This window comes from Arsenicicoccus sp. oral taxon 190, assembly GCF_001189535.1.
Lineage (GTDB): Bacteria > Actinomycetota > Actinomycetes > Actinomycetales > Dermatophilaceae > Arsenicicoccus.
Genome location: NZ_CP012070.1, coordinates 741,058 through 763,709, shown reverse-complemented (window position 1 = coordinate 763,709; position 22,652 = coordinate 741,058). Strand labels below are relative to the sequence as shown.

Below are 22,652 nucleotides of genomic sequence, written 5' to 3'. Positions count from 1 at the left end.
TCGTATGCCGTCCCGCCTCCTCGTTGCGTCGGCGCTGGTGGCTCTGCTGGGGTCGACGGCCGCCTGCTCGGGCGGGTCGACGACGTCCGCCGGGTCACCGAGCACCGCCACCGCAGCGGCGAGCAGCGGGTCGACCACCGCGTCGGCAGCGGCGTCGGCACCCGGGTCAGGCGCCGCGGCGCCGACCGCCGCAGCGAGCACCACGTCGACCGCCGGGCAGACCGCCGCGCCGTCCGTGGTCGAGCCTCCCGTCGTCGAGCCGCCCCGGCCGACCGCCCCCGCCGCCACCGTGGCCGGGCCGCTGGACCAGCGTGGTCTGCCGACCCCTTCCGGGTGGTCCACCGCGGTGGGGGACGGTGCGGACGGCGGCTACATCCCCAACGGCACCTGGGTCAACGCTCGCGACCCGCGCTCGACCGTCCACGAGCTGCTCGGCCTCGGCTGCCAGGGGGTCCCGGCGACCTACCCGGTGCCGACGGCGGCCCTCGAGGGCACCTACCGCGGGCCGGGCGGGGCGCCGGGGACCGTGGTGGCCGTGCAGCTGGCCGACCCGGCGGCGGCGCGCCGCCTCCTCGACCTCTACCGCCGGCAGGCCGAGTCCTGCCAGGGTCGGCCCGACGCGGCGTTCACCTACCAGCCGCTGCGGAGCGGCCCCGAGCTGGTGGACCGTCGGGTCTTCGCCGGGGAGCAGGCGTCGTGGCTGGAGGTCGTGGGGGTGCGGGGGAGCCGCGTGACCTTCCTGATGCTGCAGGAGAGCGCCGGTCGCCTCGCGCCGCAGCAGATCGAGGCGATCGTGCGCGACGTGACCTGAGCGCGGGCACAGAACCACCCCCTCCCACGTCCGAGGAGCTCCGCCTCGTGTCATGCTGTGGCCCTATGTCCGAGCTCGTGATCACCTCCGCCGCCAACCCTCGTCTGCGCGCCCTGTCCGGGCTGCGACGTCGTCGTGCGCGCGAGGAGAGCGGTGTGACCCTCCTCGAGGGTTACGAGGAGCTGGAGCTGGCGCTGTCGGCGGGCATCCGGCCGCTCACCCTCTACCACTGCCCCGAGCTCATGCTCGACCCGGCGGCGCAGGCGGCCGTGGTGCGGCAGGTGGCCGCGTCGGGTGCGGAGGTGGTCCGGCTCGGGCGGGCGGCGTTCGAGAAGGTTGCCTACCGGGAGGGCCCCGACGGCTTCCTGGCGGTGGTGGCCTCCGTGGTCCGGGGCATCGACGAGCTTCCGCTGCCGGCCGATCCGTTCCTGCTGGTCTGCGAGGGTGTCGAGAAGCCGGGCAACCTCGGCGCGATGCTGCGCACCGCCGACGCGGCCGGGGTCGACGCGGTGGTCGCGGCGGACCCGGTGACCGACTGGGGCAACCCCAACCTGGTGCGCGCGAGCAAGGGCACGGTCTTCTCGGTGCCGGTGGCGACGGCGTCGACCGCGGACACCCTGCGCGCCTGCCACGAGCGGGGCGTGCTCGTCGTCGCGGCCACCCCGGACACCGACGTGGAGTACACCGACGTCGACTTCACCGGCCCGGTCGCCATCGCCGTGGGCGCGGAGAAGACCGGCCTGACCGACTCCTTCCTCGACGCCGCCGACGTCCGGGTCCGGATCCCGATGACGGGCCGGGCCAACTCCCTCAACGTCGCGACCTCGGCCGCCATCGTGATCTACGAGGCGGTCCGGCAGCGTCGCGCGGCCGCTCGCTGACCGCTCGCCCCCTCGTCGCGGCCCTGGTCGCGCCCCCTTCCGGACCTCCCGGACCGGGTGCGGAGCACCCGCGCCCGTGTGTGAGGATGTGCCCATGCGCGTCGACCATGTGTCCTATGCCGCCGAGCCGGACGGCTCCATCGCGACCGCCGAGCGCCTCGCGGCCCGCCTCGGGGTGGAGCCGGTCTACGGCGGGGTGCACCCGCGCTTCGGGACCCGCAACATCATCCTGCCGCTCGCGCACCACCGCTACGTCGAGGTCGTGGAGTGCCTTGACCACCCGGTGACCGACAAGGTGCCCTTCGGTCAGGCGGTGCGCACCCGCTCGGAGCAGGGCGGCGGCTGGATGGGCTGGGTCGTGTGCGTGGACGACATCGCCTTGGTCGAGGCGCGCGTGGGTCGCGAGTCCGTCGAGGGCAGCCGCACCCGCCCCGACGGGGTGACCCACCGGTGGCGCCAGCTGGGCGTCAAGGGGTTGATCGCCGACCCGCAGCTGCCGTTCTTCGTGCAGTGGGACGCCGGCTCGGAGCACCCCTCGGAGGTCGCGCACACCGACATCACGATCAGCCGCCTCACCATCGGGGGTTCCCCGGACCGGGTGCGGGACTGGCTGGGCATCGACGCCACCGACACGTCCTCGGTCATCGACTTCGAGTTCGTGGCGCCGGCGGGGCACCCGGGTCTGCTCGCGGTGACCTTCGAGACGCCCCGCGGCGAGATCACCATCTGAGCCACCCGGGCCGTATGCCGCCAGGGCCCCCGCACCACCGGCTCGCGGGGTGAGGGGCCCTGGGGCGTCGCGGGGCTCAGGCCCGACCCGAAGCCCGGGACCGTCCGAAGGCCCGCAGCCGCAGGCTGTTGGTGACGACGAGGACGCTGGACAGCGCCATCGCGGCACCGGACACCATCGGGTCGAGGGCGCCGAGCACGGCCAGCGGGATCGCGACGAGGTTGTAGCCGAAGGCCCACGCGAGGTTCTGCTGGATGATCCGCAGCGTCCGGCGGGACAGCGCGATCGCGTCGGCGACGGCGCCGATCTCGGGGCGGACGAGCACGATGTCGGCGCTGTCGATGGCGACGTCGGAGCCGGTGCCCATCGCCATACCGAGATCGGCCTGGGCGAGGGCGGCGGCGTCGTTGACGCCGTCGCCGACCATGGCGACCACGCGGCCCTGCTCCTGCAGCCGGGCGACGGCGGCGTGCTTGTCGGCGGGCATGACCTCGGCGATGACGTCGGCGGGGTTGATGCCGACCTGCTCGGCGACCTGGCGCGCGGTGCGCTTGTTGTCGCCGGTGAGGAGCATGGTGCGCAGCCCGAGGTCGCGCAGCGCCTGGAGCGAGTCGGGGGAGGTGGGGCGGATCTCGTCGGCGACGGTGAGGGCGGCGTAGGCGACCCCGCCCCAGCCGACGTAGACCGTGGTGCCGACCCGGTCGCCCTCGAGGTCGCCAGGGACGACGTCGAAGAGGCTGGCGCGGCCCACCGTCACCTCGGTGTCCTTGATGGTGGCGCGGGCGCCGAGGCCGGGCAGGTTGGTGAAGTCCCGGATCGGCTTGAGCTCGATGCCGCGCTGGCGGGCGGCCCGCACGACGGCCAGGGCGACCGGGTGCTCGGACCCCGCCTCGACGGATGCTGCGGCCTGCAGCGCCGCGGTGGGCGTCAGCCGGCCGGAGGGGGTGACGTCGACGAGGGTCGCGGTGCCGGTCGTGATGGTGCCGGTCTTGTCGAGCACGACGGTGTCGATGCGGCGGGTGGACTCCAGGATCTCCGGGCCCTTGATGAGGATGCCCAGCTCGGCGCCGCGGCCGGTGCCGACGAGGAGGCCGGTGGGGGTGGCGAGGCCGAGCGCGCAGGGGCACGCGACGACGAGGACGGAGACGGCGGCGGAGAGCGCGGCGGCGGCGCCCTGGCCGGCGACGAGCCAGCCGAGGAAGGTCAGCGTCGCGATGACCAGCACCGCGGGCACGAAGACCGCGGAGATCCGGTCGGCCAGCCGCTGGACGGGGGCCTTGCCGGTCTGGGCCTGCTCGACGAGCCGGGTGATGGAGGCGAGGGTGGTGTCCGAGCCGACGCGGGTGGCGCGCACGACGAGACGGCCGTGGGTGTTGAGGGTCCCGCCGGTGACCTCGCCGCCGGGGGCGACCTCGACCGGCAGCGACTCGCCGGTGACGAGCGACCGGTCGATGGCGGAGCTGCCGTCGACGACGACGCCGTCGGTGGCGATCTTCTCGCCCGGGCGCACCACGAACTGCTCACCGACGGCGAGCTGCTCGATCGGGATGCGCACCTCGCGGGTGACCCGGTCGGTCGGGTCGATCCGCTGCACCGCGACGTCCTTGGCGCCGAGCTCGAGCAGCGTCGTCAGCGCCGACCGGCCCGCGGTGCGGGCCCGGTGCTCGGCGAGCCGCCCGGCCAGGAGGAAGGTCGTGACCACGGCGGCGACCTCGTAGTACATGTGCCCGGTGCTGCCGACGACGGTCGCCACCAGGCTCCACAGGAAGGCCGCGGTGACGCCGATCGAGACGAGGGTGTCCATGGTGGAGGCGCGGTGCCGGGCGTTGATGGCGGCCGAGCGGTGGAACGGCCAGGCCGCCCACAGCGCCACGGGCGCCGTCAGCGCCAGCTCGGCCCACGGTCGGGCGGCGCCGAGCAGGTGGTGGGCCGCCGGGACCATGGCCAGCACCACCACGAAGACGGTGAGCGGCAGCGCGACCTCCAGCCGGGTCCGCAGCGACGCGCGGCTCATCACGCGGTCCACGGCGTATGCCGGACCGCTGCCCACCTGGGCCTCGGGCGTCGTCTCGGTGAGGGCCTCGCCCCGGCCACCCCGCCGGGCGTCGGGCGTCAGGTCCGTGGCGGTGTAGCCGGTCTGCTCGACCACCGTGACGAGGTCCGCGACGCTCAGCGTGGCGGGGTAGGTCACGTGGGCCTTCTCGGTGGCGAGGTTGACGCTCGCCTCGACGCCGTCGAGCTTGTTGAGCTTGCGCTCGACCCGGCTCGAGCACGACGCGCAGGTCATCCCGCCGATGGCGAGGTCGACCGAGCGGGTGTCGGTGGCGGCCGGGCTGGAGGTGGGGCTGGGGGTGGGGCTGGGCGACATACGGGTGGCGGTCACGAGACCACCGTGTAGCCCGCCTCGTCCACGGCGGCCGCGATCGCGGCCGCGTCGACGGGACCCTCGCTGGTGATGATGACCGGGGAGTCGCCGCCCGCGACCAGGTCGATCTGGACGTCGGTGACGCCCGGGATCTCCTTGAGCTCGGAGGTGACGGCGCTCGTGCAGTGGCCGCAGGTCATGCCGTTGACGGTGATGGTGGTGGTCTGGCTCATGACGGATCTCCTTGACGCTCGGGTGGTTTCAGCTCTTGACGAGACGGGCGATGGCGGCGGAGGCCTCGGCGACCTTGGTGGCGGCGGCCTCGTCGGACTCGCGGGCGGCGCCGACGACGCAGTGGCCGATGTGGTCCTCGAGCAGGCCGAGGCTGACGGCCTGCAGGGCCTTGGTGATGGCCGAGATCTGGGTGAGGACGTCGATGCAGTAGGTGTCCTCGTCGACCATGCGCTGGACGCCGCGGACCTGCCCCTCGATGCGCTTGAGGCGCTTGAGGTAGGCGTCCTTGTGGTCGGTCTCCACGTAGGCCGGCGGGGTGTGGGTGTCGACGCGCATGATGGGAGCAACTCTATACCCCTAGGGGGTATTCCCCGACCTGCCGCGCGGGCCTACTCGTGCGGGCGCTGCAGGACGCGGCGGACGTTGACCGACCGCAGCTCGTAGGACCTGCCGTCCCGCTCCTCGGTGACGCCGAAGGGCGACTCGTCGCGCCGGTGCTCGGTCCAGTCGGCGTAGACCTCGTCGACGATCCGGACCGCCTCCTCGGTGGTCAGTGCGAGCTCGGCCTGGGCCGGGCGCGTCTCGCCGTCCGCCACCTCGTGCCGGTCGGTGGCGATGACCAGCACCACCACGCCGCCAGGGGCGGTGGCGTCGCGCATCCGCGCCAGCAGGTCCCGGAAGGCCTCGACGCTCGACACGTGCTCGAGCGTCGAGACGCCGAGGACCAGGTCGGCCGGCCCCCTGTCGAAGCGGTAACCCTCCTGGTCGGCCACCACCGGGATGACGACGTCGGCCACGGACTCGCGGGCGGCCCGCTCCTTGAGCGACTGCACGGCGGTGTCGAGCAGGTCCACGGCGACCACCCGCGACCCGGACGGCAGGGTCCGGGCGAGCGGGATCGTATGCCGCCCCGAGCCCGCCCCCAGGTCGTAGACGCGGACCGGCCGGGTGCGGTCGAGGTGCTGCAGCGCCCCCATGACGATCGGGGCGGGCTGGTTGAGCCACGCGTCGGGGTCGTGCGCCTCCGGAGCGGAGTAGAGCTCCTCGTGGTAGCGGATCGTCTCTGCCCGGCCCTCGTCGAATCCCATCCCCCCAGGCTAGGTCCCGCGCGGGGCGGGTGGGGCGAGGAGCCGCTCGAGGCGGGCGGCGAGCAGCGGGCGGCGGTGGCTGTTGCCGTGCAGCGCGACGTAGCGCTCGCCGAAGGACCACAGCAGCGCGTCGTCCAGCCGTCGCACCGCGCCGGGCGGGTAGTGGTAGGCCATGTGCTGCTCGATGGCGGCGTGGTCGACCCCGCGCAGGACCTCGCGCAGCTCGGCCAGGGACGTGACCCCGAGCTCCAGCAGCAGCCCGGACACCCACGAGTAGTGGTCGGTGCGCGACCACCCCGCGTCGGTGAACTGGCCGGCGAGGAAGGCCGCGAGGTCCTGCCCGCTGATCCGCGGGTCGTCCTCGTCCTGGGCGGCGGCGGGCTCGGTGCCCTCGCGCAGCCGCTCGCGGATCGTGGAGAACTCCTGGTCGGCGAGCTCGAGCAGCCCTGCCGCGAGGGTGAACCTGCGGTCCAGGTCGGGGCCGTGCTGCTCGGGCACCGAGCCCTTGTAGCGGATGTCGTGCTCGAACTCCGCCCAGGCGTGCTGCAGCACGGTGCGGACCTGCACGGACGCGGTGCGCCCGGCCATCGGGCCGCCGGCACCCTCGCGCGCGGGGTCGAGCTGCACGGTCAGGTGGCGGCTGGAGTAGCCGAACCGCCCCTCGGCGGCGGTCTCCTGCCCCATGTCGCGGTCCTCCAGCAGCTGCAGCTGGTCGGCGAGCAGCTGCGCCACGGCGGCGACGTCGGACAGGACGTAGGTCACGACACGGACGCCGACCTGGTCGGTGATGTCCGTCTCGGGGCGGGGGTGGACGAGCCGTCCGGCGACGCGGCGGGCGGCCTTCCCGGCATACGACTCGACCGTCTTGGCGCGGCCGGTCACCGCGAGGTAGTTGATGCCGGCGTCGTCGAGCAGCTGGGTGACCAGCGCGACGTAGGCCTCGGTCGCCGCCTGCACCCGCGGGAGGTCCTGGGCGTACCGTGCCGTCGCGCGCGCGATCCGCTGCGCCTGCCTACCTGCCATGGGGCAAGCCTGCACCACGTTGCGTCTGCGTCACGCGTCGGTGACCTCGCAGTAGCTCTGGTAGTGGTCGCCCGTGTAGTACCAGTGCTCGGGGGTGCGCGGCGCGGTCCCCCCGGTGATGACGCGGCGCGTGCCGCGGGTCGAGGCGCCGGGCGTGTCGACGGTGTACTCCCGGTAGTAGCCGCGCGCGGCCTGGGGGAGCAGGCGCTCGCGGTTGCCGAAGGTGACCCCGTCGTTGCGCGGGTGCTGGAACGGTCCCCCGGCGCGGACCGCGCGGATGACCCCGGGCACCTGGGGTGGCAGGTCGGCCACCGAGCACGCCCGGATCCCCCCGGAGCTCGTCGGTCGGCCCGGTCCGCGCGGGGCGTCCGTGGTGGGGGTGCGCTGCGCGCCGGTCGTATGCCGAGCGCCCGCCGTCCCGCCTCCGGAGGTCGCTTCCGCGCCAGTGGTGGTGCCGGCGGTCGTGCCGGGGCTCGTCGTGCCGCAGCCGGACAGCGCCAGGGCGGCGCCGAGCAGCAGGGCCGCCGGGCGCTCCGCGGCGCGGCGGGTGGAGAGGCGGTGGGTGGAGAGGCGGGGGGACGGCATACGGCCGGTCACTGGATCGAGGGGTCGGTCGGGTCGAGGGCGGCGGCCTCGGTGGCCGGGATCATCACGGTCTCCAGGACGCGTTCGTGCTCGTCGCCGGGCTGCTGCGCGGATCGGTCGCTGCGCCAGAGGAACTCGTGGGCCTCGGAGAGGATCGACACGAGCTCGTCGAAGCCGGCCCGGTCCGCGTCGCGGAGCACCTCGGCGTCGGACCACAGCAGCACCAGGCGGCGGGTGCGGGGCCACCACAGGTCGAGGTCGCGCAGCGCGTCGACGAGCCCGTCGAGGTTGGTCGCGGCGCTGCCGGGCAGCCGCAGCGCGCCGGCCACGGCGGTCTGCGCGGCGCGCAGCCCGGTCAGGCGCGCCCCGGGGACCGGGATCACCTGGAAGTCCTCGTCCAGCAGCAGGGCTCGCGCGCGAGAGGCCCCCATGTCGGGGTGCTCGACCCACCAGACCCCGGGGGCGAGCTGGTCGCCCGCGCGCTGCAGCCGGCGCGGCACGGTCGTCCAGTGGTCGATCGGGCTGGTGGACATGGCGGACCTCCTTGCGACCGGCGGTGGGGCGCCGGGTTTCTCGTCAGTGTGCCCCTCCTGGCGCGCCGAGCGGGGGACCTGCCCGCGATGCGACCTCAGCAGGTGGGTCGGGCCCGGTCGTCGCGGCCCAGGTAGTCGACGAGCGCCGACGCCTGGCCGACGTAGGTCTGCGGCGTCATCGCGGCGAGCCGCTGCTCGACGTCGCCCGGCAGCCCCAGCCCACGCACGAACTCGACCAGCTCGGTCTGCCCGATGCGGCGTCCGCGCGTCAGCTCCTTGAGCCGCTCGTAGGGGTTGTCCATGCCCGCGACGCCCTGCGCGCCAAGCGCCCGCATCGCCGACTGCACCGGCTCACCGAGCACCTCCCAGTTGCCGTCGAGGTCCGCGGCCATGCGCTCCGGCACGGCGTCGAGGCCGGCGAGCCCGCGAGCGACGTTGTCCAGCGCCAGCATCGAGTGGCCATAGGCCGTGCCGACGTTGCGCTGCATCGAGGAGTCCGTGAGGTCGCGCTGCAGCCGGGACTGCACGAGCGTGGAGCCGAGCACGTCGAGGAGCGCGCACGACACCTCGAGGTTGGCCTCGGCGTTCTCGAAGCGGATCGGGTTGACCTTGTGCGGCATCGTGCTCGACCCGACCGTGCCCTGGCCGCGCACCTGGGCGTAGTAGCCCATCGAGATGTAGGTCCAGAAGTCGGTGCACACGTTGTGCAGGATCCGGTTGAAGCGGGCGGTGTCGGCATACAGCTCGGCCTGCCAGTCGTGGCTCTCGATCTGGGTGGTCAGCGGATTCCAGGTCAGGCCAAGGGCTTCCACGAAGGACCGCGAGATTCCCGGCCAGTCGGCGGCCGGGACGGCGGCGAGGTGGGCGCCATACGTGCCGGTGGCGCCGTTGAGCTTGCCGAGGAACTCCTGGCCCTCGATCCGCCGCAGCTGTCGGCCCAGGCGGTGCGCCATGACCGCGATCTCCTTGCCCATCGTCGTGGGCGTCGCCGGCTGGCCGTGCGTGTGGGCGAGCAGGGGGACCTCGCGCAGGTCGCGGGCCATGTCGGCGAGCTGGTCGACGACCGAGCGGGCCTTGGGCAGCCACACCTCGCGGACCGCGCCCTGGACCATGAGGGCATAGCTGAGGTTGTTGATGTCCTCGCTGGTGCAGCAGAAGTGGATGAGCTGCTTGAGCTGCGCGGAGTCCTCGGGGGCGATCCGGTCGACGCGGCGCTGCAGGTAGTACTCGACCGCCTTGACGTCGTGCACCGTCTCCCGCTCGATCTCGGCGAGCTCGGCGATGTCCTCCGCGCCGAAGTCGCCGACGATCGCCCGCAGCTGCGCGATCTCGTCCTCGGTGAGGGCGCGGACGCCCGGGACGACCTGGTGCTGGGTGAGGTGGATCAGCCACTCGACCTCGACGTGCACGCGCATCCGGTTGAGCGCGGCCTCCGACAGGTGGTCGACCAGCGGCGCGACGGCCTTGCGGTACCTGCCGTCGAGGGCGCCGAGGGCGATGGGAGGGGTCACGTCAGCGAGGGAGGCCATGGTCGTCATTCTGCCAGGCAGGCCGTATGCCGCCTGCCGCCTCCTCCAGGGGTCATGACCGGGGCCTGCCGTGGCTGTCGGTGGTGGGATGATTCGCATGCGTGATCTACCCGCGTGATGGGGTGACTGGTCTGGCCGATCCTGTTGCCGCCGAGTAGAATAGGGGCATGACCACGGCCATCGGTGAGACGCGCGAGCGGGCCTTTGTGGCGCCCGATCTTGCGGGTGTCGCCGAGGCGATGGTCGGTGCCGTCCGGGAGCGCTACGAGCGGGCTGGTGCCGGCCCCGGCCGTGGATCGGACCCCGCGCGCGAGGACGCTGCGCGGGAGGACCTTGCGCGTGAGGACCTGGCCGAGCTGGTCACGCTGCAGCGGGCGATCGGGCTGCTGCAGGCGGCGTTCGTCGAGGGCCATGCCCGGCTGGTGGCTCACCTCGCCGCCGACCTCCTCGACGACCCGGTCCTTGGCGGGGGCCCCGCCAGGGCTGCGCGCGGGGCGGCCACGCTGGCCGGCGACGAGATCATGGCGGCGACCGGGATGGGACCCGGCGAGGTGCACCGGCTTACCCGTCTGGCGACCGCACCCGTCGGCGTGCGTGCGGAGATCGTCGCGGCCCTGCGGGAGGGGCGCACCCTGATGTCGCGGGCCACCGCCATCAGCGACGAGGTGCACCACCTGCCCGACGAGCAGCCCGAGGCCAAGGAGCGGGTCGCCCAGCACGCCCTCGCCCCACGCCGCGGCCACGACCGCCACGACGTGAGCCCGGACGGGCTCATCAAGCACGCGACCTTCCGGACCCGGCTGTCCTCGGCCATGTGCCGGGAGGAGTCGCGGCTGCCGGACCACGAGCACACCCGCCGCTCGCGACTGGCCGAGCGCGGCGTCTCCGCCGGCATCGATGCCCACGGCGTGGGGTCGCTGGCGATCACGGGGGCCGCCGACCAGGTCGCCGCTGCCCACGAGCGCATCGACGTCCTGGCCCGGCGCCTCAAGGCGGCCGGGGAGGACGACGGTCGCACGCTCCCGCAGCTGCGCAGCGACATCGCGCTGCACCTGCTGAGCCACGGCCACGATGACCAGCAGGTCCCGGTCGGGGCGGTGCCCCGCGCGCAGATCCAGGTCCGCGTCGGCCTGCTCACCCTCCTCGGGCTGTCCGACGACCCCGCCTGGATCGAGGGTTACGGCCCCGTCCCCGCGGAGGTCGCCCGGGACATCGCCCTGCGCCCCGAGTCCGTCTGGCACCGCGTGGTCACCGACCCCGTGACCGGTGCCGCCCTGACGGGTGTCCCGGCGACCGGTGCACGCGCGACCGAGGCGCACGCGCACGGTGACGGCACGGGCCGCCGGGTGGGCTACCGCCCGACCGCGGCGATGCGGGCCCAGGTCGAGGCCCGCGACGTGACCTGCCGGGCTCCCGGCTGCACCTGGCCGGCCGTGCGCTGCGAGCTCGACCACGCGGTCCCCTGGCCCCAGGGCCGCACCTGCCCGTGCAACCTGATCGCGCTCTGCAAGGGGCACCACCAGCGCAAGACCTACCGCCGCTGGTCCCACACGCTGCACCCGGACGGTTCGGCGACGTTCGTCACCCGCCTCGGGCAGACCCTCACCACCTCGCCGTGGCAGGACGACGACCCCACCCCGGCGCCCTGGGTCGTCTCACCGTGCGCCGTCTCACCCTGTGCGGCCCCGCGGGACGCCGGTCAGGAGCCGGGGTGGGCGGCATACGGCTCGAGCGGGCCCGCGGTCCCGCGGGCGTCACGATCAGCCGTCGAGGACCACCTGCGCCCGCTCGTGGCGCCCGACCTGCTGCGGGAGCTCGCGCACGTCGGCCCCGACGGCCCGCCCGCCGCGCGCCGGACCCACGACTGGCGGGACAATCTCGCCCTCCGCCTCGAGTGGCTGGCCCCGCCCCGGCACCAGCCGACCGGCAGGGGCATCCGCGGGGACGACCCCCCGTTCTAGGCCGTGACGCGCAGTCGTGACGACGCGCAGCCTGGATGCGTGGGGGCCGGATGGCAGGATGGCGGCATGCCAGCCGAGACGTTCTACAACGCCTACGCCCAGGGCTTCGCACGCGTCGCCGCGTGCACCTCGCCGACCCACATCGCCGACCCGGCGCGCAACGCCGACGGGATCGTCGCGGCGGCCCGAGAGCTGCACGACGACGGCGTAGCGGTGGCGGTCTTCCCCGAGCTCGGCATCAGCGGCTACGCCCTGGACGACCTCTTCCTGCAGCAGCCGCTGCTCGAGGCCGTCGACCGCGAGCTCGCACGCGTCGCCGCCGAGACCCGCGAGCTGCGGCCGATCCTGGTCGTGGGCGCCCCGCTGCGGCACCGCAACCGGCTCTACAACTGCGCCGTCGTGATCCACCGCGGCGAGATCCTCGGCGTGGCACCGAAGGCCAACCTCCCCACCTACCGCGAGTTCTACGAGCGGCGGCACTTCGCTCCCGGCGACGACATACGCGGCGAGATCGACGTCGCGGGCGGGCGGGTGCCCTTCGGGCCTGACCTGCTCTTCGTGGCGACGGACGTCCCGGGCTTCGTGCTGCACGTCGAGATCTGCGAGGACATGTGGGTGCCGGTGCCGCCGTCGGCCGAGGCTGCGCTCGCCGGCGCCACGATCCTCGCCAACCTGTCCGGCTCCCCGATCACCGTGGCCCGCGCGGAGGACCGCAAGCTGCTGGCCCGGTCGGCGAGCTCGCGCTGCCTCGCGGCATACGTGTATGCCGCCGCAGGCGAAGGTGAGTCGACCACCGACCTGTCCTGGGACGGGCAGACCTTCGTCTACGAGAACGGCGACCTGCTCGCCGAGTCCGAGCGATTCCCGGCGGGGCCGGCGCGGTCCGTCGCGGACCTCGACCTCGACCGGCTGGTGGCCGAGCGGCTGCGGATGGGGACCTTCGACGACAACCGGCGCACCCACGCCGACCGCACCGAGTGCTTCCGCACCATCGAGCTGCAGCTGCAGCCGCCCACCGGGGACATCGGCCTGCGCCGCCGCGTCGACCGGTTCCCGTTCGTCCCGGACGAGGCCGAGCGGCTCGCGCTGGACTGCTACGAGGCCTACAACATCCAGGTGTCCGGGCTGGAGCAGCGGATGCGCGCGATCGGTCACCCCAAGGCCGTGATCGGGGTCAGCGGGGGCCTGGACTCCACGCACGCGCTGCTGGTGTGCGCGCAGGCCATGGACCGGCTCGGGCGGCCGCGGACCGACATCCTGGCCTACACGATGCCCGGGTTCGCGACGACCGAGCACACCAAGTCCAACGCGGAGCGGCTGTGCGAGCAGCTCGGCGTGACCTTCGCTGAGCTCGACATCCGCCCCGCCGCGACGCAGATGCTGCGCGACATGGGCCACCCCTTCGGGCGCGGCGAGGAGGTCTACGACGTCACCTTCGAGAACGTCCAGGCCGGGCTGCGCTACGACTACCTCTTCCGCCTCGCCAACCACCAGGGCGGCATCGTCGTGGGGACGGGCGACCTGTCCGAGCTCGCGCTCGGCTGGTGCACGTATGGCGTCGGCGACCAGATGTCCCACTACGGCGTCAACACGGGGGTCCCCAAGACGCTGATGCAGCACCTGATCCGCTGGGTCGTGTCGTCCCGGCAGTTCTCCGACGAGGTGGGGGAGACGCTGACCTCGATCCTCGACACGGAGATCACGCCCGAGCTCGTGCCGACCCGCGAGGGCGAGGTGCCGCAGTCCACCGAGGCGTCCATCGGCCCCTATGCGCTGCAGGACTTCTCGCTCTACCACGTGCTGCGGCGCGGCTACCGGCCGTCCAAGATCGCCTTCCTCGCGTGGCACGCCTGGCACGACGCCGAGGCCGGCGACTGGCCCCCCGGCTACCCGCAGGACAAGCACGTTGCCTACGACCTGCCGGAGATCCGTCGGTGGCTCGAGGTCTTCTGCAAGCGCTTCGTGACGCAGCAGTTCAAGCGGTCGGCGCTGCCCAACGGCCCCAAGGTCGTCAACGGTGGGTCGTTGTCACCGCGCGGCGACTGGCGGATGCCCTCCGACGCCTCACCAGCCCTCTGGCTCGCCGACCTCGACACCCACGTCCCCTCCTGACCTCTCTCAGGTGAGGGCACGCCCTCGTGCTCAGTCGTCGCCGGTCAGCGACAACCCCCGCAGCCGGTATGACGCCCACCCCGCCCCCGCGAGCAGCACGACGGCCACCCCGACCAGGGCATACGTGAGCCCGAGCTGCACCGAGGTCAGCACCGACATGCTCCCCGCCTCGGCGGCGATGCGGGTGCTCCAGGCGCCGATCGACAACCAGCTGACCCCGCCCAGCAGGCCGCCGAGGACGCCCTCCCAGATCATGAGGTACATCAGGCCCCACACCACGGCGTGCTTCGTCATCGACGACAGGGCCATGAAGAGCCCGCAGTAGGCGACGGACGCCGCCGCGGCCCCCGCGCCCCAGCCGAGCGCCTTGGGGACGCTGCCCTGGTCGAGCAGCAGCGACGCCAGCACCATCGGCACCGCCCCCAGCACCAGGGTGGTCACGATGCCCGCGACGAGCTTGCCCCCCACGACGTGCCAGCGCGGGATCGGTTTGGACAGCAGGTAGTAGATCGTCCCGTCGTCCATCTCGTTGCCGAGGAGGCGGGTGACGACGAGCAGCGCGAGCAGCGGGACCACGACGACGAGCCCGAGCCCCGCGAGGATGGCGCGGCCCACCGGCCCGTCGGGGGAGACCGTCTCGCCCCCGGCGAACCGCGCGACCGCGCAGATGATCAGCAGCACGAGGGGCAGCGCGAGCAGCCCGAGCGAGCGGGTCCGGCCGAGCAGCGAGGAGAACGCGAGGCGGATGATGGTGGGATTCATGAGGACACCAGGTAGGAGAAGACGCTCTCGAGCGATTCGTCGGTGGGGCTGACCTCGATCAGGCGCACCCCTCGGGCCTGGGCGACGCGCGGCAGCACGTGCGTGAAGCGCCCGAAGTCGGTGGCCTCCACGTCCAGACCGCCCTTCGCGCGCAACGAGACTCCCCGGACGCACTCGTCGGAGACGAGCGCCGCCCCGAGCACGCGGTCGTCGGAGGAGCGGACGACATACCGGTTGGGCCGGTCGGTCATGAGCCGCCGTATGGCGCCGAAGTCCCCGCTCGCGGCGTGGCGTCCGGCCACAACGACCTCGATCTGGCGGGCGACCTGCTCGACCTCCTCCAGGATGTGGGAGCTGAACAGGACGGTGCGGCCGTCGGCCCCCATGTGCCGCAGCAGGTCCATGAGGTGCAGCCGCTGGCGGGGGTCCATGCCATTGAAGGGTTCGTCGAGGAGCAGCACCGCCGGGTCGTGGACCAGGGCGCTGGCCATCTTGACGCGCTGCCGCATCCCCTTGGAGTAGGTGCGGATCACGCGGTCGGCGGGGTCGGTCATCTCGACGAGACCGAGGGCCCGCTCGGTGGCCGCGCCCGGGTCCGCGAGCCCGTGCAGCTGCGCCATCGAGCGCACGAAGCCCCGGCCCGTGAGGTGCTCCATGATGCCTTCGCGCTCGGGCACGAGCCCCAGCAGGCGGTAGACCTCGGGGTTGCGCCAGGTCGGGGTGCCGTCGAGCTCGACGTGGCCGGCCGACGGGGACAAAAAGCCGGACATGAGCGCGATCAGCGTGGACTTGCCCGCGCCGTTGGGCCCGAGGAGGCCGGTGACGCCCGGCCCGACCTGCATGGTGACGTCGTTGACCGCCACCACGTCCCCGAACCACCGCGAGACGCCCTGCAGCGCGAGCGTGCTCATGCCGCACCCGCCTTGGCGTAGCGGCGCAGCACCACGGCGGTCGCGCCGGCCAGGGTCAGCGCCAGCACGGCCAGGTAGAGCCACCCGTCGCCGCCGCTGACGGTCGCCGGCAGGTCGGTCGGGAAGCCGAACCACCACGACTGCAGCCCGTCGGCGAGGGTGAACGGGTTGAGGACCCCCGCCCAGGAGCCGCGGATCCCGATCGGGCCGTTGCTGGACTGCACGATGGCGGCCACCGCGTTGGCGACGCCGCTGCTGACGATCAGCGTCGCGATGATGGCCACGACGGCGATCCCGCGCTTGGTGGTCAGCGAGGAGATGGCCCCCGAGACCACGGTGAGGACGGCGGTCAGGACGAGGATGCCGGGGACCGCCTTGAGGGCGTGCAGCGACTCGTCCTGCCAGGGCAGGCCACCGAGCAGCGCGCCCAGCCACAGCACCAGTACGGGGAGCCCGATGATGATGAGGGTCCCGGCGGCGAGCGAGGCCAGCCGCGCCATGACGTAGGTGGTGCGGCGCAGCGGCCGCGCGAGGTAGAGCGTGATGCTGCGGTAGCGCAGGTCTCGGGAGAAGATCACCGGCGCCTGCGCCGCCACGAAGATCGAGGTCAGCATCTGCATGATCATCGGGTAGCGCTCGTAGGGCACCGGCAGCTGCCCGATCTTGGTCATCACGGTGATGGCGACCATGATCAGCGCCGGCAGGACCGAGCACACGAGGATGCCGATCGGCAGCAGCCGGGACTTGAGCGAGCGCCCCAGGCCGAAGATGTGCCGCAGCCCCGTGACGAAGAGCGACCGCGCGACGGCCGCCTCCCCGAGCCGTTCGCCGTCGTATCCCCGGTAGCCGAGGTCGTGGATCTGGGCCGTGCTCATGGCTGCATCGCCTCCTCCGGGGGTGCGAAGACGTCCTGGATCCGGTGCCGCCCCTCCTGGATCCGCACCAGCCCCAGGTCGAGGTCGATCACGGTGTCGCGCACCAGGTCTCGCACGTCGGACCCCTCGTGCAGGCCGTCCGGGGGCGGCAGGACCTCGACCGCGCCCGCGACCGGGTGGCAGCGCAGGCCACGCCCCGCCAAGGCGTTGCCCAGCAGGTCCCGCTCGGTCGCCGACCCGAGCACCTCCACGAGCAGGGTGCCCGTCGTCTCGGTGAACTCCGACGTCGCCGACGACCGCAGCAGGCGGCCCGCGTCGAGCACGATCACGTGGTCGCTGACGCGCTCCAGCTCGCCCAGCAGGTGGCTCGTGACGAGCACCGCGATCCCGAAGTCGGTGCCGATGCGCCGGACCAGGTCGAGCATGTCCTCCCGGCTCGTGGGGTCCAGGCCGTTGGTCGGCTCGTCCAGCAGCACCAGGTCGGGGTCGTGGACCAGGGCCTGCGCCAGCTTGGCGCGCTGCTTCATGCCGGTCGAGTAGCCGCCCATCTCGCGGTACCGCTCCTCCGCGAGCCCCACGTGGCGCAGCACGTCGGCGGCCCGTTCGCGAGCGACGGCGTGGGGCAGGCCCGACATACGACCCATGTGGACCACGAACTCGCTGGCGTTGACATCCCCTGGGAGACAGTCGTGCTCGGGCATGTATCCCACCCTGGCGCGGATCGCCGCGCCCTCGGTGCGCACGTCGTGGCCGAGGACCTCCGCCTCGCCGGACGTCGGCGGCAGCAGGCCCAGCAGGATCTTGATCATCGTGGACTTGCCGGCGCCGTTGGCACCCACCAGGCCGGTCACGCCGCTGCCGACCGTCAGGTCCAGGTCGTCGAGCGCCCGCACCCGCGGGAACTCCTTGGTGAGCCGGCGGGTGCGGATCACCGGTGCACCCCTGCTGTCGACGTCCCCCTCGTCTGTCATGCCCCTCACCATAGGGGCTCGCCCGGAGCCGCCACCATGGGTGATCCCCCTGATCACGACCTACCGCCGGTAGCGCACCTGACCGGCCTCCCGTGACCAGGCGGGTCGTGCTACCGGCGGTAGGTTTTCAGCCCGGTGGCACACCGGCCTGACTGCCGGACAGGAGAAGGGTGTGAGACACGACAGCGAACGCGCGGAACGGTTCACCCGGGCCTACGCGGCGATCTACACCGACCTCCTCAGGTTCGTCCAACGGCGGGTCGAGACCGGGGCCGAGGACGTGGTCGCGGAGGCGATGACCGTCGCCTGGCGCCGCGTCGACGACCTCCCCGCGCCCCTCGACGACGCCCGCGCGTGGATGTTCGGGATCACCCATCACTGCCTGCTCAATCACCGCCGGTCGGGTCGTCGTCGTGAGGCCCTCGGTGTGCGTATGGCGACCGTGGGCCCGGCCGAGGAGGCGGCACCCGACGGTGCCGACCTCAGCGCCATCCGGCTCGACCTGGCCCGCGCCTGGCACCTCCTCGATCCCGGGACCAGGAGGTCATCGCGCTCACGGCCCTGGACGGCCTGACGTCCGAGCACGCCGGCCGGGTGCTCGACATCAGCGCCACGGCCTACCGCCACCGCCTGTCCCGCGCCCGCGCGGCCCTGCGCCGTCACCTCGACGGCACCGCCGCGTCCACGCCCACACGTCAGGAGATCTCGTCATGACCTGCACCGACGACCAGCTCGACGCCGCCCTCCGATCGCTCGATGTCGCGGACGCCCACCTCAGCCCCGACCAGGTCCCGCAGGAGAGCCCTGCTGAGCGAGCTGATGACCGCACCCGGCAGCACCCTGAGCGAGCTGCCCGCAGGCCGTCGCCGCCCTGGCGTCGTGCGGTGGCTGGTCCCCGTCGGTGCCGCGGCTGCGCTGGCACTGGCCTTCGCCCTCGCGGATGGGCCGGGAGAGCCCCATGCCTATGCGTCGTGGAGCCCCACCCCCCAGCCCGTCGAGGCCAAGCCCCTCGCGACGGCCGAGAAGGCGTGCCTCGACAACCTGCGGGACGACCTGGCGCGCATGGCCAAGGACGTCGCCGACCAGCGACCGACCACCGACCCGGACACCATGCGCACCGTCGTCGCCGAGAAGCGCGGTGGCTTCCTCTTCCTGGCCATGAGCGCGCCGGACGGCAGCACCCAGCAGTGCTTCTTCACGACGTCGGACCCGGCGACGGTCAACGGCGTCACAGGCGGCCTGGCCACCGCGTCCTCGGCCGCACCGGTCGCACTGAAGGACGGGCAGATCGAGGCCTGGGGCGGTGGCAAGAGCTCGGGACCGGAGGGGACCTACTCCTTCACCACCGGCCGCCTGGGCCCGGGCGTGAGGGCGGTCACCATCCGCACCCAGGGCAGGGACGTCAACGCGACGGTGAATGCCGGCAACTTCGCTGCCTGGTGGCCGTCGACCCCCACCCCGGCCGATGCCCCGTCCCCGGGCGAGACCTATGACCTCACCCTCGCGGATGGTCGCGTGGTGCGGAACGCCCCCAACGTCGCGACGAGCGGCCGGCAGCCGACGGGCGGGCGCTGATCGCAGGGACGTGGTGGGCCCAGCCGTCGGGGGAGGCTGGGCCCATCCCTGCGTGAGGCGGGCGGGCTCTCGGCATACGGCCCCCTCCGTGACACATCGACCGGCCCTGGTGAGATTGGCCGGTTTTGGTCAAGTCGACCGGCTTTGGTGAGATCGACCGGCCCTGGTGAGATCGACCGGCCTTGGTCAGATCGGCCTGGTCGAGGAAACCCGGCGGATTCTGCTGCCGCCGGTAGGCGGAAGCACGAAACCGGTGGAGCCGCGCCGGACACTGATGCCAGGGTGGCCGGCGTGGGACACCTCGACCTCAACCAGATCTCCTTCACCCTCCCCGACGGGCGACCGCTGCTCGACGAGGTGAGCTTCCGGGTCGGCGACGGCGCCGTGGTGGCCCTCGTCGGCCCCAACGGCACCGGCAAGACGACGCTCCTGCGCATCGTCGCGGGCGACCTCGACCCCCATGGCGGCGCCGTCACGAGGTCGGGCGGCCTCGGCACCATGCGGCAGTTCATCGGCAGCGTGCGCGGCGACGAGACCGTCCGGGACCTGCTCGTCGAGGCGGCGCCCGAGCGGATCGCCCACGCCGCCAAGGCCGTCGACGCGGCCGAGCTGCGGATCATGGAGGTCGACGACGAACCCGCCCAGATGGCCTACGCCCAGGCCCTCGCCGACTGGGGCGACGCCGGCGGCTACGACTACGAGACCCTCTGGGACACCGTCACGGTCGCGGCGCTCGGCGTCCCGCTCCAGCAGGCGGAGTACCGCCGCGCCGCCACCCTGTCCGGTGGCGAGCAGAAGCGCCTCGTCCTCGAGGCCCTCCTCCGCGGACCCGACGACGTGCTGCTCCTCGACGAGCCCGACAACTACCTCGACGTCCCCGGCAAGCGGTGGCTGGAGCAGCGCCTGCGCGAGACCGCCAAGACGGTCCTGCTCGTCAGTCACGACCGAGAGCTGTTGAGCCAGGCGGCGACTCGCGTCGTCACGCTCGAGCCCGGCGCGGCGGGCGCGACCGCGTGGACCCACCCCGGCAGCTTCGCGACGTGGCACCAGGCCCGTGCGGAGCGCAACGCCCGCCTCGAGGAGCAGCTCAAGCGCTGGGAGGAGGAGCACGCCAAGCTGCGGCAGCTCGTGCTGATGTACAAGCAGAAGGCCGCCTACAACGCGGACATGGCGGCGCGATACCAGGCGGCCCAGACCCGGATGCGGCGGTTCGAGGAGGCCGGGCCTCCCGAGAAGGTGGCCCGCGAGCAGCGAGTCCGCATGCGGCTCACCGGTGGTCGCACCGCCAAGCGGGCCGTCGTCTGTCAGCAGCTCGAGCTCCTGGCCCCGGATCCGACCGCAGCAGAGGCTGATTCGCTGATGCGGCCGTTCGACCTCGAGGTCTGGTACGGCGAGCGCGTCGCCGTCCTCGGCTCCAACGGCTCCGGCAAGTCGCACCTCCTGCGGCTGCTCGCGGCCGGCGGGTCCGACCCCGACGTCGAGCACCAGCCGGTGGGGGACGCGACGCCGCCCCGGGTGCGGCATACGGGCCTGGCACGGCTCGGGTCGCGGGTCCGGCCAGGCTGGTTCGCCCAGACCCACGACCACCACGCGTATGCCGGCCGCTCGCTCCTCGACATCCTGCATCGCGGCGACGACCACCGGGCGGGGCGGACCCGGGACGAGGCGGCTCGCGTGCTCGACCGGTACGAGCTGGCCCGGTCGGCGGAGCAGACCTTCGACTCGCTGAGCGGTGGCCAGCAGGCGAGGTTCCAGATCCTCATGCTGGAGCTGTCCGGAGCGACCCTGCTGTTGCTCGACGAGCCGACGGACAACCTGGACCTGCACTCGGCGGAGGCGCTGGAGGAGGGGCTGGCGGCGTTCGAGGGGACGGTGCTGGCGGTCACCCACGACCGGTGGTTCGCGCGGGGGTTCGACCGGTTCCTGGTGCTCGGGGCGGACGGCGAGGTCTACGAGTCGGACGAGCCGGTGTGGGACGAGACGCGGGTGCGCCGCCGCCGGTAGCCGAGGACGTGCCCTACCGGCGGCCGCCGGCCGATCCACCCTGCCGGCGGCCGCCGGCCGGGCAGCTCAGCACGCTAGGGGACGAGCTGCTCGGCCAGGAAGGCTCGCGCCGGCGCGCCCTCGCCCACCACCAGGAGGCTGCTGCGCGGGGCGCGACCCCACAGGGCCAGGTAGAGCTCGACCGCTCCGCTGCGGATCTCCCCGACGACCTCGCCCTCCTCGCCGCGGGTCGCTACGACCTGGCCGTCGTCCTCCTGGACGCACCACACCGACCCGGTGTCGGTGGCCCGGATCGCGAGCGGCAGCGGCAGCGCCCTGGCCGGGTCGGAGATGCGGTTGGGGACGAAGAGGTGGAGCAGCTCGTCGATCCCGTCGTCCGCCACCTCGGGGGTGATCTCGGCCTCGACGCCGTGGGCGTGCGCCAGGTCGGCCCAGTGGATCGTCGACTCGTGCAGCTGGCGCCGCACCCAGAAGCCCACCGTGCGGTCCTGCCGGTCGAAGGTCCAGCACTCCTCGGTCACGTCGGCCCCGGACAGCCGCTCGAGCAGCTGCTTGCCGCAGGCGGCATACCACTCGCCCAGGGTCTGGCCGTCGGACATCTCGCGCGGCCCGAGGTGCGGCCGCGTCGTCCCGAGCGTGGCCTGCCGGGCCCACAGGTGGACCCGGCCGAGGTGGTCCACGACGTCCTCCACGGTCCACCCGGGGCAGGTCTCGACGGGCACGTCGGGGGACAGGTTGGGGCCGTTGCCGGCGATCGCCGCGATGACGGCGCGGAGGGCCTCCAGGCGCTGCGCTGCATCCATGGTCTGCACCCTAGCCTCAGCCGCTCACTCGTCCAGGTGGTCCGGGCGGATCACGCTGAAGACCTCGCCCTGCGGCCCCCGCAGCACCGCCTGCTCCCCGAACGGCCCGCTCACCACGTCCATCAGCACGTCTGCGCCGAGGCGCCGCGCCGCCGACACCGTCGCCGCCGGCACGTCGGTGCACACGTAGGTCATCCAGTGCGGCCGGAAGCTGTCGTCGTACTCCGGGCCGATCAGGCCCAGCCCGGCGACGGGCCGGCCGTCGACGGTCACCATGGTGGCGTACGCGAGCTCGCCGTCGTCCTCGGTGAACTCCTCGTAGGAGTAGCCGAGCACCTCGCTGTAGAAGCCCATCGCCTCCTGGGGGTCCCGGGTCATCAGCTCGTTCCACACGGGGGCGTGGTGCTCGTTGTAGCGCTCGGTGCCGATGGCGGGCTCGGCCTGCCACAGACCGACGTGCTCGCCGGTGGGGGTCACGACCAGGGCGATCTGGGCGAGCCCCGGGACCGGGGTCGGCGGCAGCAGCTGCTGCGCGCCCTCGGCCTTGGCGTGACCGACGCTGCGGTGGATGTCCGTGACGGCGAGGTAGGTGGTCCACACCGCGGGCCACGGCGCCGCGGGCGGCTTGGGCCCGATCCCCGCGACGCGCTTGCCGTCACGCAGCATCAGCAGGTAGCCGTCCGGCCCCTCCTCGACCTCCCACCCGAAGACCTGCCCGTAGAACCTCGCCGCCGCCCTCGGGTCGTCGCACATGAGGTCGGGCCAGCACGGCGTGCCCTCGGGCCAGGTGGTGTCGCGGATCGGCATGGGGACTCCTTGGTGGGTCGCGGGTCCAGCTGAGTCGTGGGTCCAGTTGACCAGAGGGCGCGGCTCGTGTCAGCGAGGTGGGGATACCAGCC

Annotated in this window: 23 protein-coding genes; 9 read left to right on the top strand and 14 right to left on the bottom strand. The window is 73.3% G+C overall.

Annotated features, from left to right (window positions below; all coding sequences use genetic code 11):
* The first annotated feature begins 4 nt into the window (after positions 1–4).
* The 3 genes from ADJ73_RS03595 (at position 5) to ADJ73_RS03585 (ending at position 2,422) form a co-directional block, all read left to right on the top strand.
* Positions 5–811 carry a hypothetical protein gene (locus ADJ73_RS03595; RefSeq protein WP_050347130.1) on the top strand — a complete coding sequence of 269 codons (807 nt, stop codon included), beginning with the start codon at positions 5–7 and terminating at the stop codon, positions 809–811.
* A 65-nt stretch (positions 812–876) separates the two neighbouring features.
* On the top strand, positions 877–1,692 hold the full coding sequence (locus tag ADJ73_RS03590; protein WP_050347129.1) for a TrmH family RNA methyltransferase: 816 nt from the start codon (positions 877–879) through the stop codon (positions 1,690–1,692).
* Positions 1,693–1,786: 94 nt separating this feature from the next.
* Entirely contained in the window at positions 1,787–2,422 is a 636-nt protein-coding gene (locus tag ADJ73_RS03585) for a VOC family protein (protein ID WP_050347128.1), read from the top strand.
* A gap of 76 nt (positions 2,423–2,498) precedes the next feature.
* Here the strand turns inward: ADJ73_RS03585 and ADJ73_RS03580 are convergent, their stop codons facing one another.
* The 8 genes from ADJ73_RS03580 to purB all read right to left on the bottom strand — a co-directional run bounded on the left by ADJ73_RS03580 (position 2,499) and on the right by purB (position 9,779).
* Positions 2,499–4,790 carry a heavy metal translocating P-type ATPase gene (locus ADJ73_RS03580; protein WP_050349237.1) on the bottom strand — a complete coding sequence of 764 codons (2,292 nt, stop codon included), beginning with the start codon at positions 4,788–4,790 and terminating at the stop codon, positions 2,499–2,501.
* An 11-nt stretch (positions 4,791–4,801) separates the two neighbouring features.
* Positions 4,802–5,020, bottom strand: a complete 219-nt coding sequence (locus tag ADJ73_RS03575) for a heavy-metal-associated domain-containing protein (RefSeq protein WP_050347127.1) — start codon at positions 5,018–5,020, stop codon at positions 4,802–4,804.
* A 28-nt stretch (positions 5,021–5,048) separates the two neighbouring features.
* Positions 5,049–5,357 carry a metal-sensitive transcriptional regulator gene (locus ADJ73_RS03570; RefSeq protein ID WP_050347126.1) on the bottom strand — a complete coding sequence of 103 codons (309 nt, stop codon included), beginning with the start codon at positions 5,355–5,357 and terminating at the stop codon, positions 5,049–5,051.
* A 53-nt stretch (positions 5,358–5,410) separates the two neighbouring features.
* Positions 5,411–6,109, bottom strand: coding sequence for a class I SAM-dependent methyltransferase (locus ADJ73_RS03565; RefSeq protein WP_050347125.1), 699 nt, complete (start codon positions 6,107–6,109; stop codon positions 5,411–5,413).
* Positions 6,110–6,118: 9 nt separating this feature from the next.
* Positions 6,119–7,132, bottom strand: a complete 1,014-nt coding sequence (locus tag ADJ73_RS03560) for a GTP pyrophosphokinase (protein ID WP_050347124.1) — start codon at positions 7,130–7,132, stop codon at positions 6,119–6,121.
* A gap of 30 nt (positions 7,133–7,162) precedes the next feature.
* The gene (locus ADJ73_RS03555) at positions 7,163–7,717 is read right to left on the bottom strand and encodes a ribonuclease domain-containing protein (RefSeq protein ID WP_050347123.1); all 555 of its coding nucleotides are present in this window, start codon (positions 7,715–7,717) and stop codon (positions 7,163–7,165) included.
* Between the two features lie 8 nt (positions 7,718–7,725).
* The gene (locus ADJ73_RS03550; RefSeq protein ID WP_050347122.1) at positions 7,726–8,250 is read right to left on the bottom strand and encodes a barstar family protein; all 525 of its coding nucleotides are present in this window, start codon (positions 8,248–8,250) and stop codon (positions 7,726–7,728) included.
* 95 nt (positions 8,251–8,345) lie between these two features.
* On the bottom strand, positions 8,346–9,779 hold the full coding sequence (gene purB / locus ADJ73_RS03545) for an adenylosuccinate lyase (protein WP_050349236.1): 1,434 nt from the start codon (positions 9,777–9,779) through the stop codon (positions 8,346–8,348).
* Positions 9,780–9,946: 167 nt separating this feature from the next.
* Between purB and ADJ73_RS03540 the strand changes: the two genes are divergently transcribed.
* A complete protein-coding gene (locus tag ADJ73_RS03540) occupies positions 9,947–11,740 on the top strand; it encodes an HNH endonuclease signature motif containing protein (RefSeq protein ID WP_050347121.1) in 1,794 nt (597 codons plus the stop codon).
* Between the two features lie 66 nt (positions 11,741–11,806).
* Entirely contained in the window at positions 11,807–13,852 is a 2,046-nt protein-coding gene (locus ADJ73_RS03535; RefSeq protein ID WP_050347120.1) for an NAD(+) synthase, read from the top strand.
* A 30-nt stretch (positions 13,853–13,882) separates the two neighbouring features.
* Here ADJ73_RS03535 and ADJ73_RS03530 read toward each other — a convergent pair whose 3' ends face one another.
* Genes ADJ73_RS03530 through ADJ73_RS03515 form a run of 4 tightly spaced genes read right to left on the bottom strand, consistent with a single transcriptional unit; the run spans position 13,883 to position 17,371 of the window.
* The gene (locus tag ADJ73_RS03530; RefSeq protein WP_050347119.1) at positions 13,883–14,614 is read right to left on the bottom strand and encodes an ABC transporter permease subunit; all 732 of its coding nucleotides are present in this window, start codon (positions 14,612–14,614) and stop codon (positions 13,883–13,885) included.
* Positions 14,611–15,525 (bottom strand): ABC transporter ATP-binding protein, encoded by a 915-nt coding sequence (locus ADJ73_RS03525; RefSeq protein WP_050347118.1) that lies wholly within the window; start codon positions 15,523–15,525, stop codon positions 14,611–14,613. Before ADJ73_RS03525 ends, ADJ73_RS03530 begins: the two co-directional genes overlap by 4 nt.
* Positions 15,522–16,400, bottom strand: a complete 879-nt coding sequence (locus ADJ73_RS03520; protein WP_050347117.1) for an ABC transporter permease — start codon at positions 16,398–16,400, stop codon at positions 15,522–15,524. Before ADJ73_RS03520 ends, ADJ73_RS03525 begins: the two co-directional genes overlap by 4 nt.
* Entirely contained in the window at positions 16,397–17,371 is a 975-nt protein-coding gene (locus ADJ73_RS03515; protein ID WP_050347116.1) for an ABC transporter ATP-binding protein, read from the bottom strand. The genes ADJ73_RS03520 and ADJ73_RS03515 overlap by 4 nt, the downstream gene beginning before the upstream one ends.
* A 172-nt stretch (positions 17,372–17,543) precedes the next feature.
* On the opposite strand from ADJ73_RS03515, the gene ADJ73_RS03510 reads away from it, so the two are divergent.
* From ADJ73_RS03510 to ADJ73_RS03500, 4 genes are all read left to right on the top strand, one after another.
* Positions 17,544–17,945 carry an RNA polymerase sigma factor gene (locus tag ADJ73_RS03510; RefSeq protein ID WP_253272655.1) on the top strand — a complete coding sequence of 134 codons (402 nt, stop codon included), beginning with the start codon at positions 17,544–17,546 and terminating at the stop codon, positions 17,943–17,945.
* The gene (locus ADJ73_RS17765; RefSeq protein ID WP_367379595.1) at positions 17,885–18,085 is read left to right on the top strand and encodes a sigma factor-like helix-turn-helix DNA-binding protein; all 201 of its coding nucleotides are present in this window, start codon (positions 17,885–17,887) and stop codon (positions 18,083–18,085) included. Before ADJ73_RS03510 ends, ADJ73_RS17765 begins: the two co-directional genes overlap by 61 nt.
* 105 nt (positions 18,086–18,190) lie before the next feature.
* Entirely contained in the window at positions 18,191–18,946 is a 756-nt protein-coding gene (locus ADJ73_RS03505; RefSeq protein WP_050347115.1) for a hypothetical protein, read from the top strand.
* A 291-nt stretch (positions 18,947–19,237) separates the two neighbouring features.
* Positions 19,238–20,950 (top strand): ABC-F family ATP-binding cassette domain-containing protein, encoded by a 1,713-nt coding sequence (locus ADJ73_RS03500; RefSeq protein WP_050349235.1) that lies wholly within the window; start codon positions 19,238–19,240, stop codon positions 20,948–20,950.
* 74 nt (positions 20,951–21,024) lie between these two features.
* Here the strand turns inward: ADJ73_RS03500 and ADJ73_RS03495 are convergent, their stop codons facing one another.
* Together ADJ73_RS03495 and ADJ73_RS03490 are read right to left on the bottom strand one after the other, a co-directional pair.
* Positions 21,025–21,753 (bottom strand): maleylpyruvate isomerase family mycothiol-dependent enzyme, encoded by a 729-nt coding sequence (locus ADJ73_RS03495; protein ID WP_050347114.1) that lies wholly within the window; start codon positions 21,751–21,753, stop codon positions 21,025–21,027.
* Between the two features lie 24 nt (positions 21,754–21,777).
* The gene (locus tag ADJ73_RS03490; RefSeq protein ID WP_050347113.1) at positions 21,778–22,560 is read right to left on the bottom strand and encodes a VOC family protein; all 783 of its coding nucleotides are present in this window, start codon (positions 22,558–22,560) and stop codon (positions 21,778–21,780) included.
* Between the last annotated feature and the right edge of the window lie 92 nt (positions 22,561–22,652).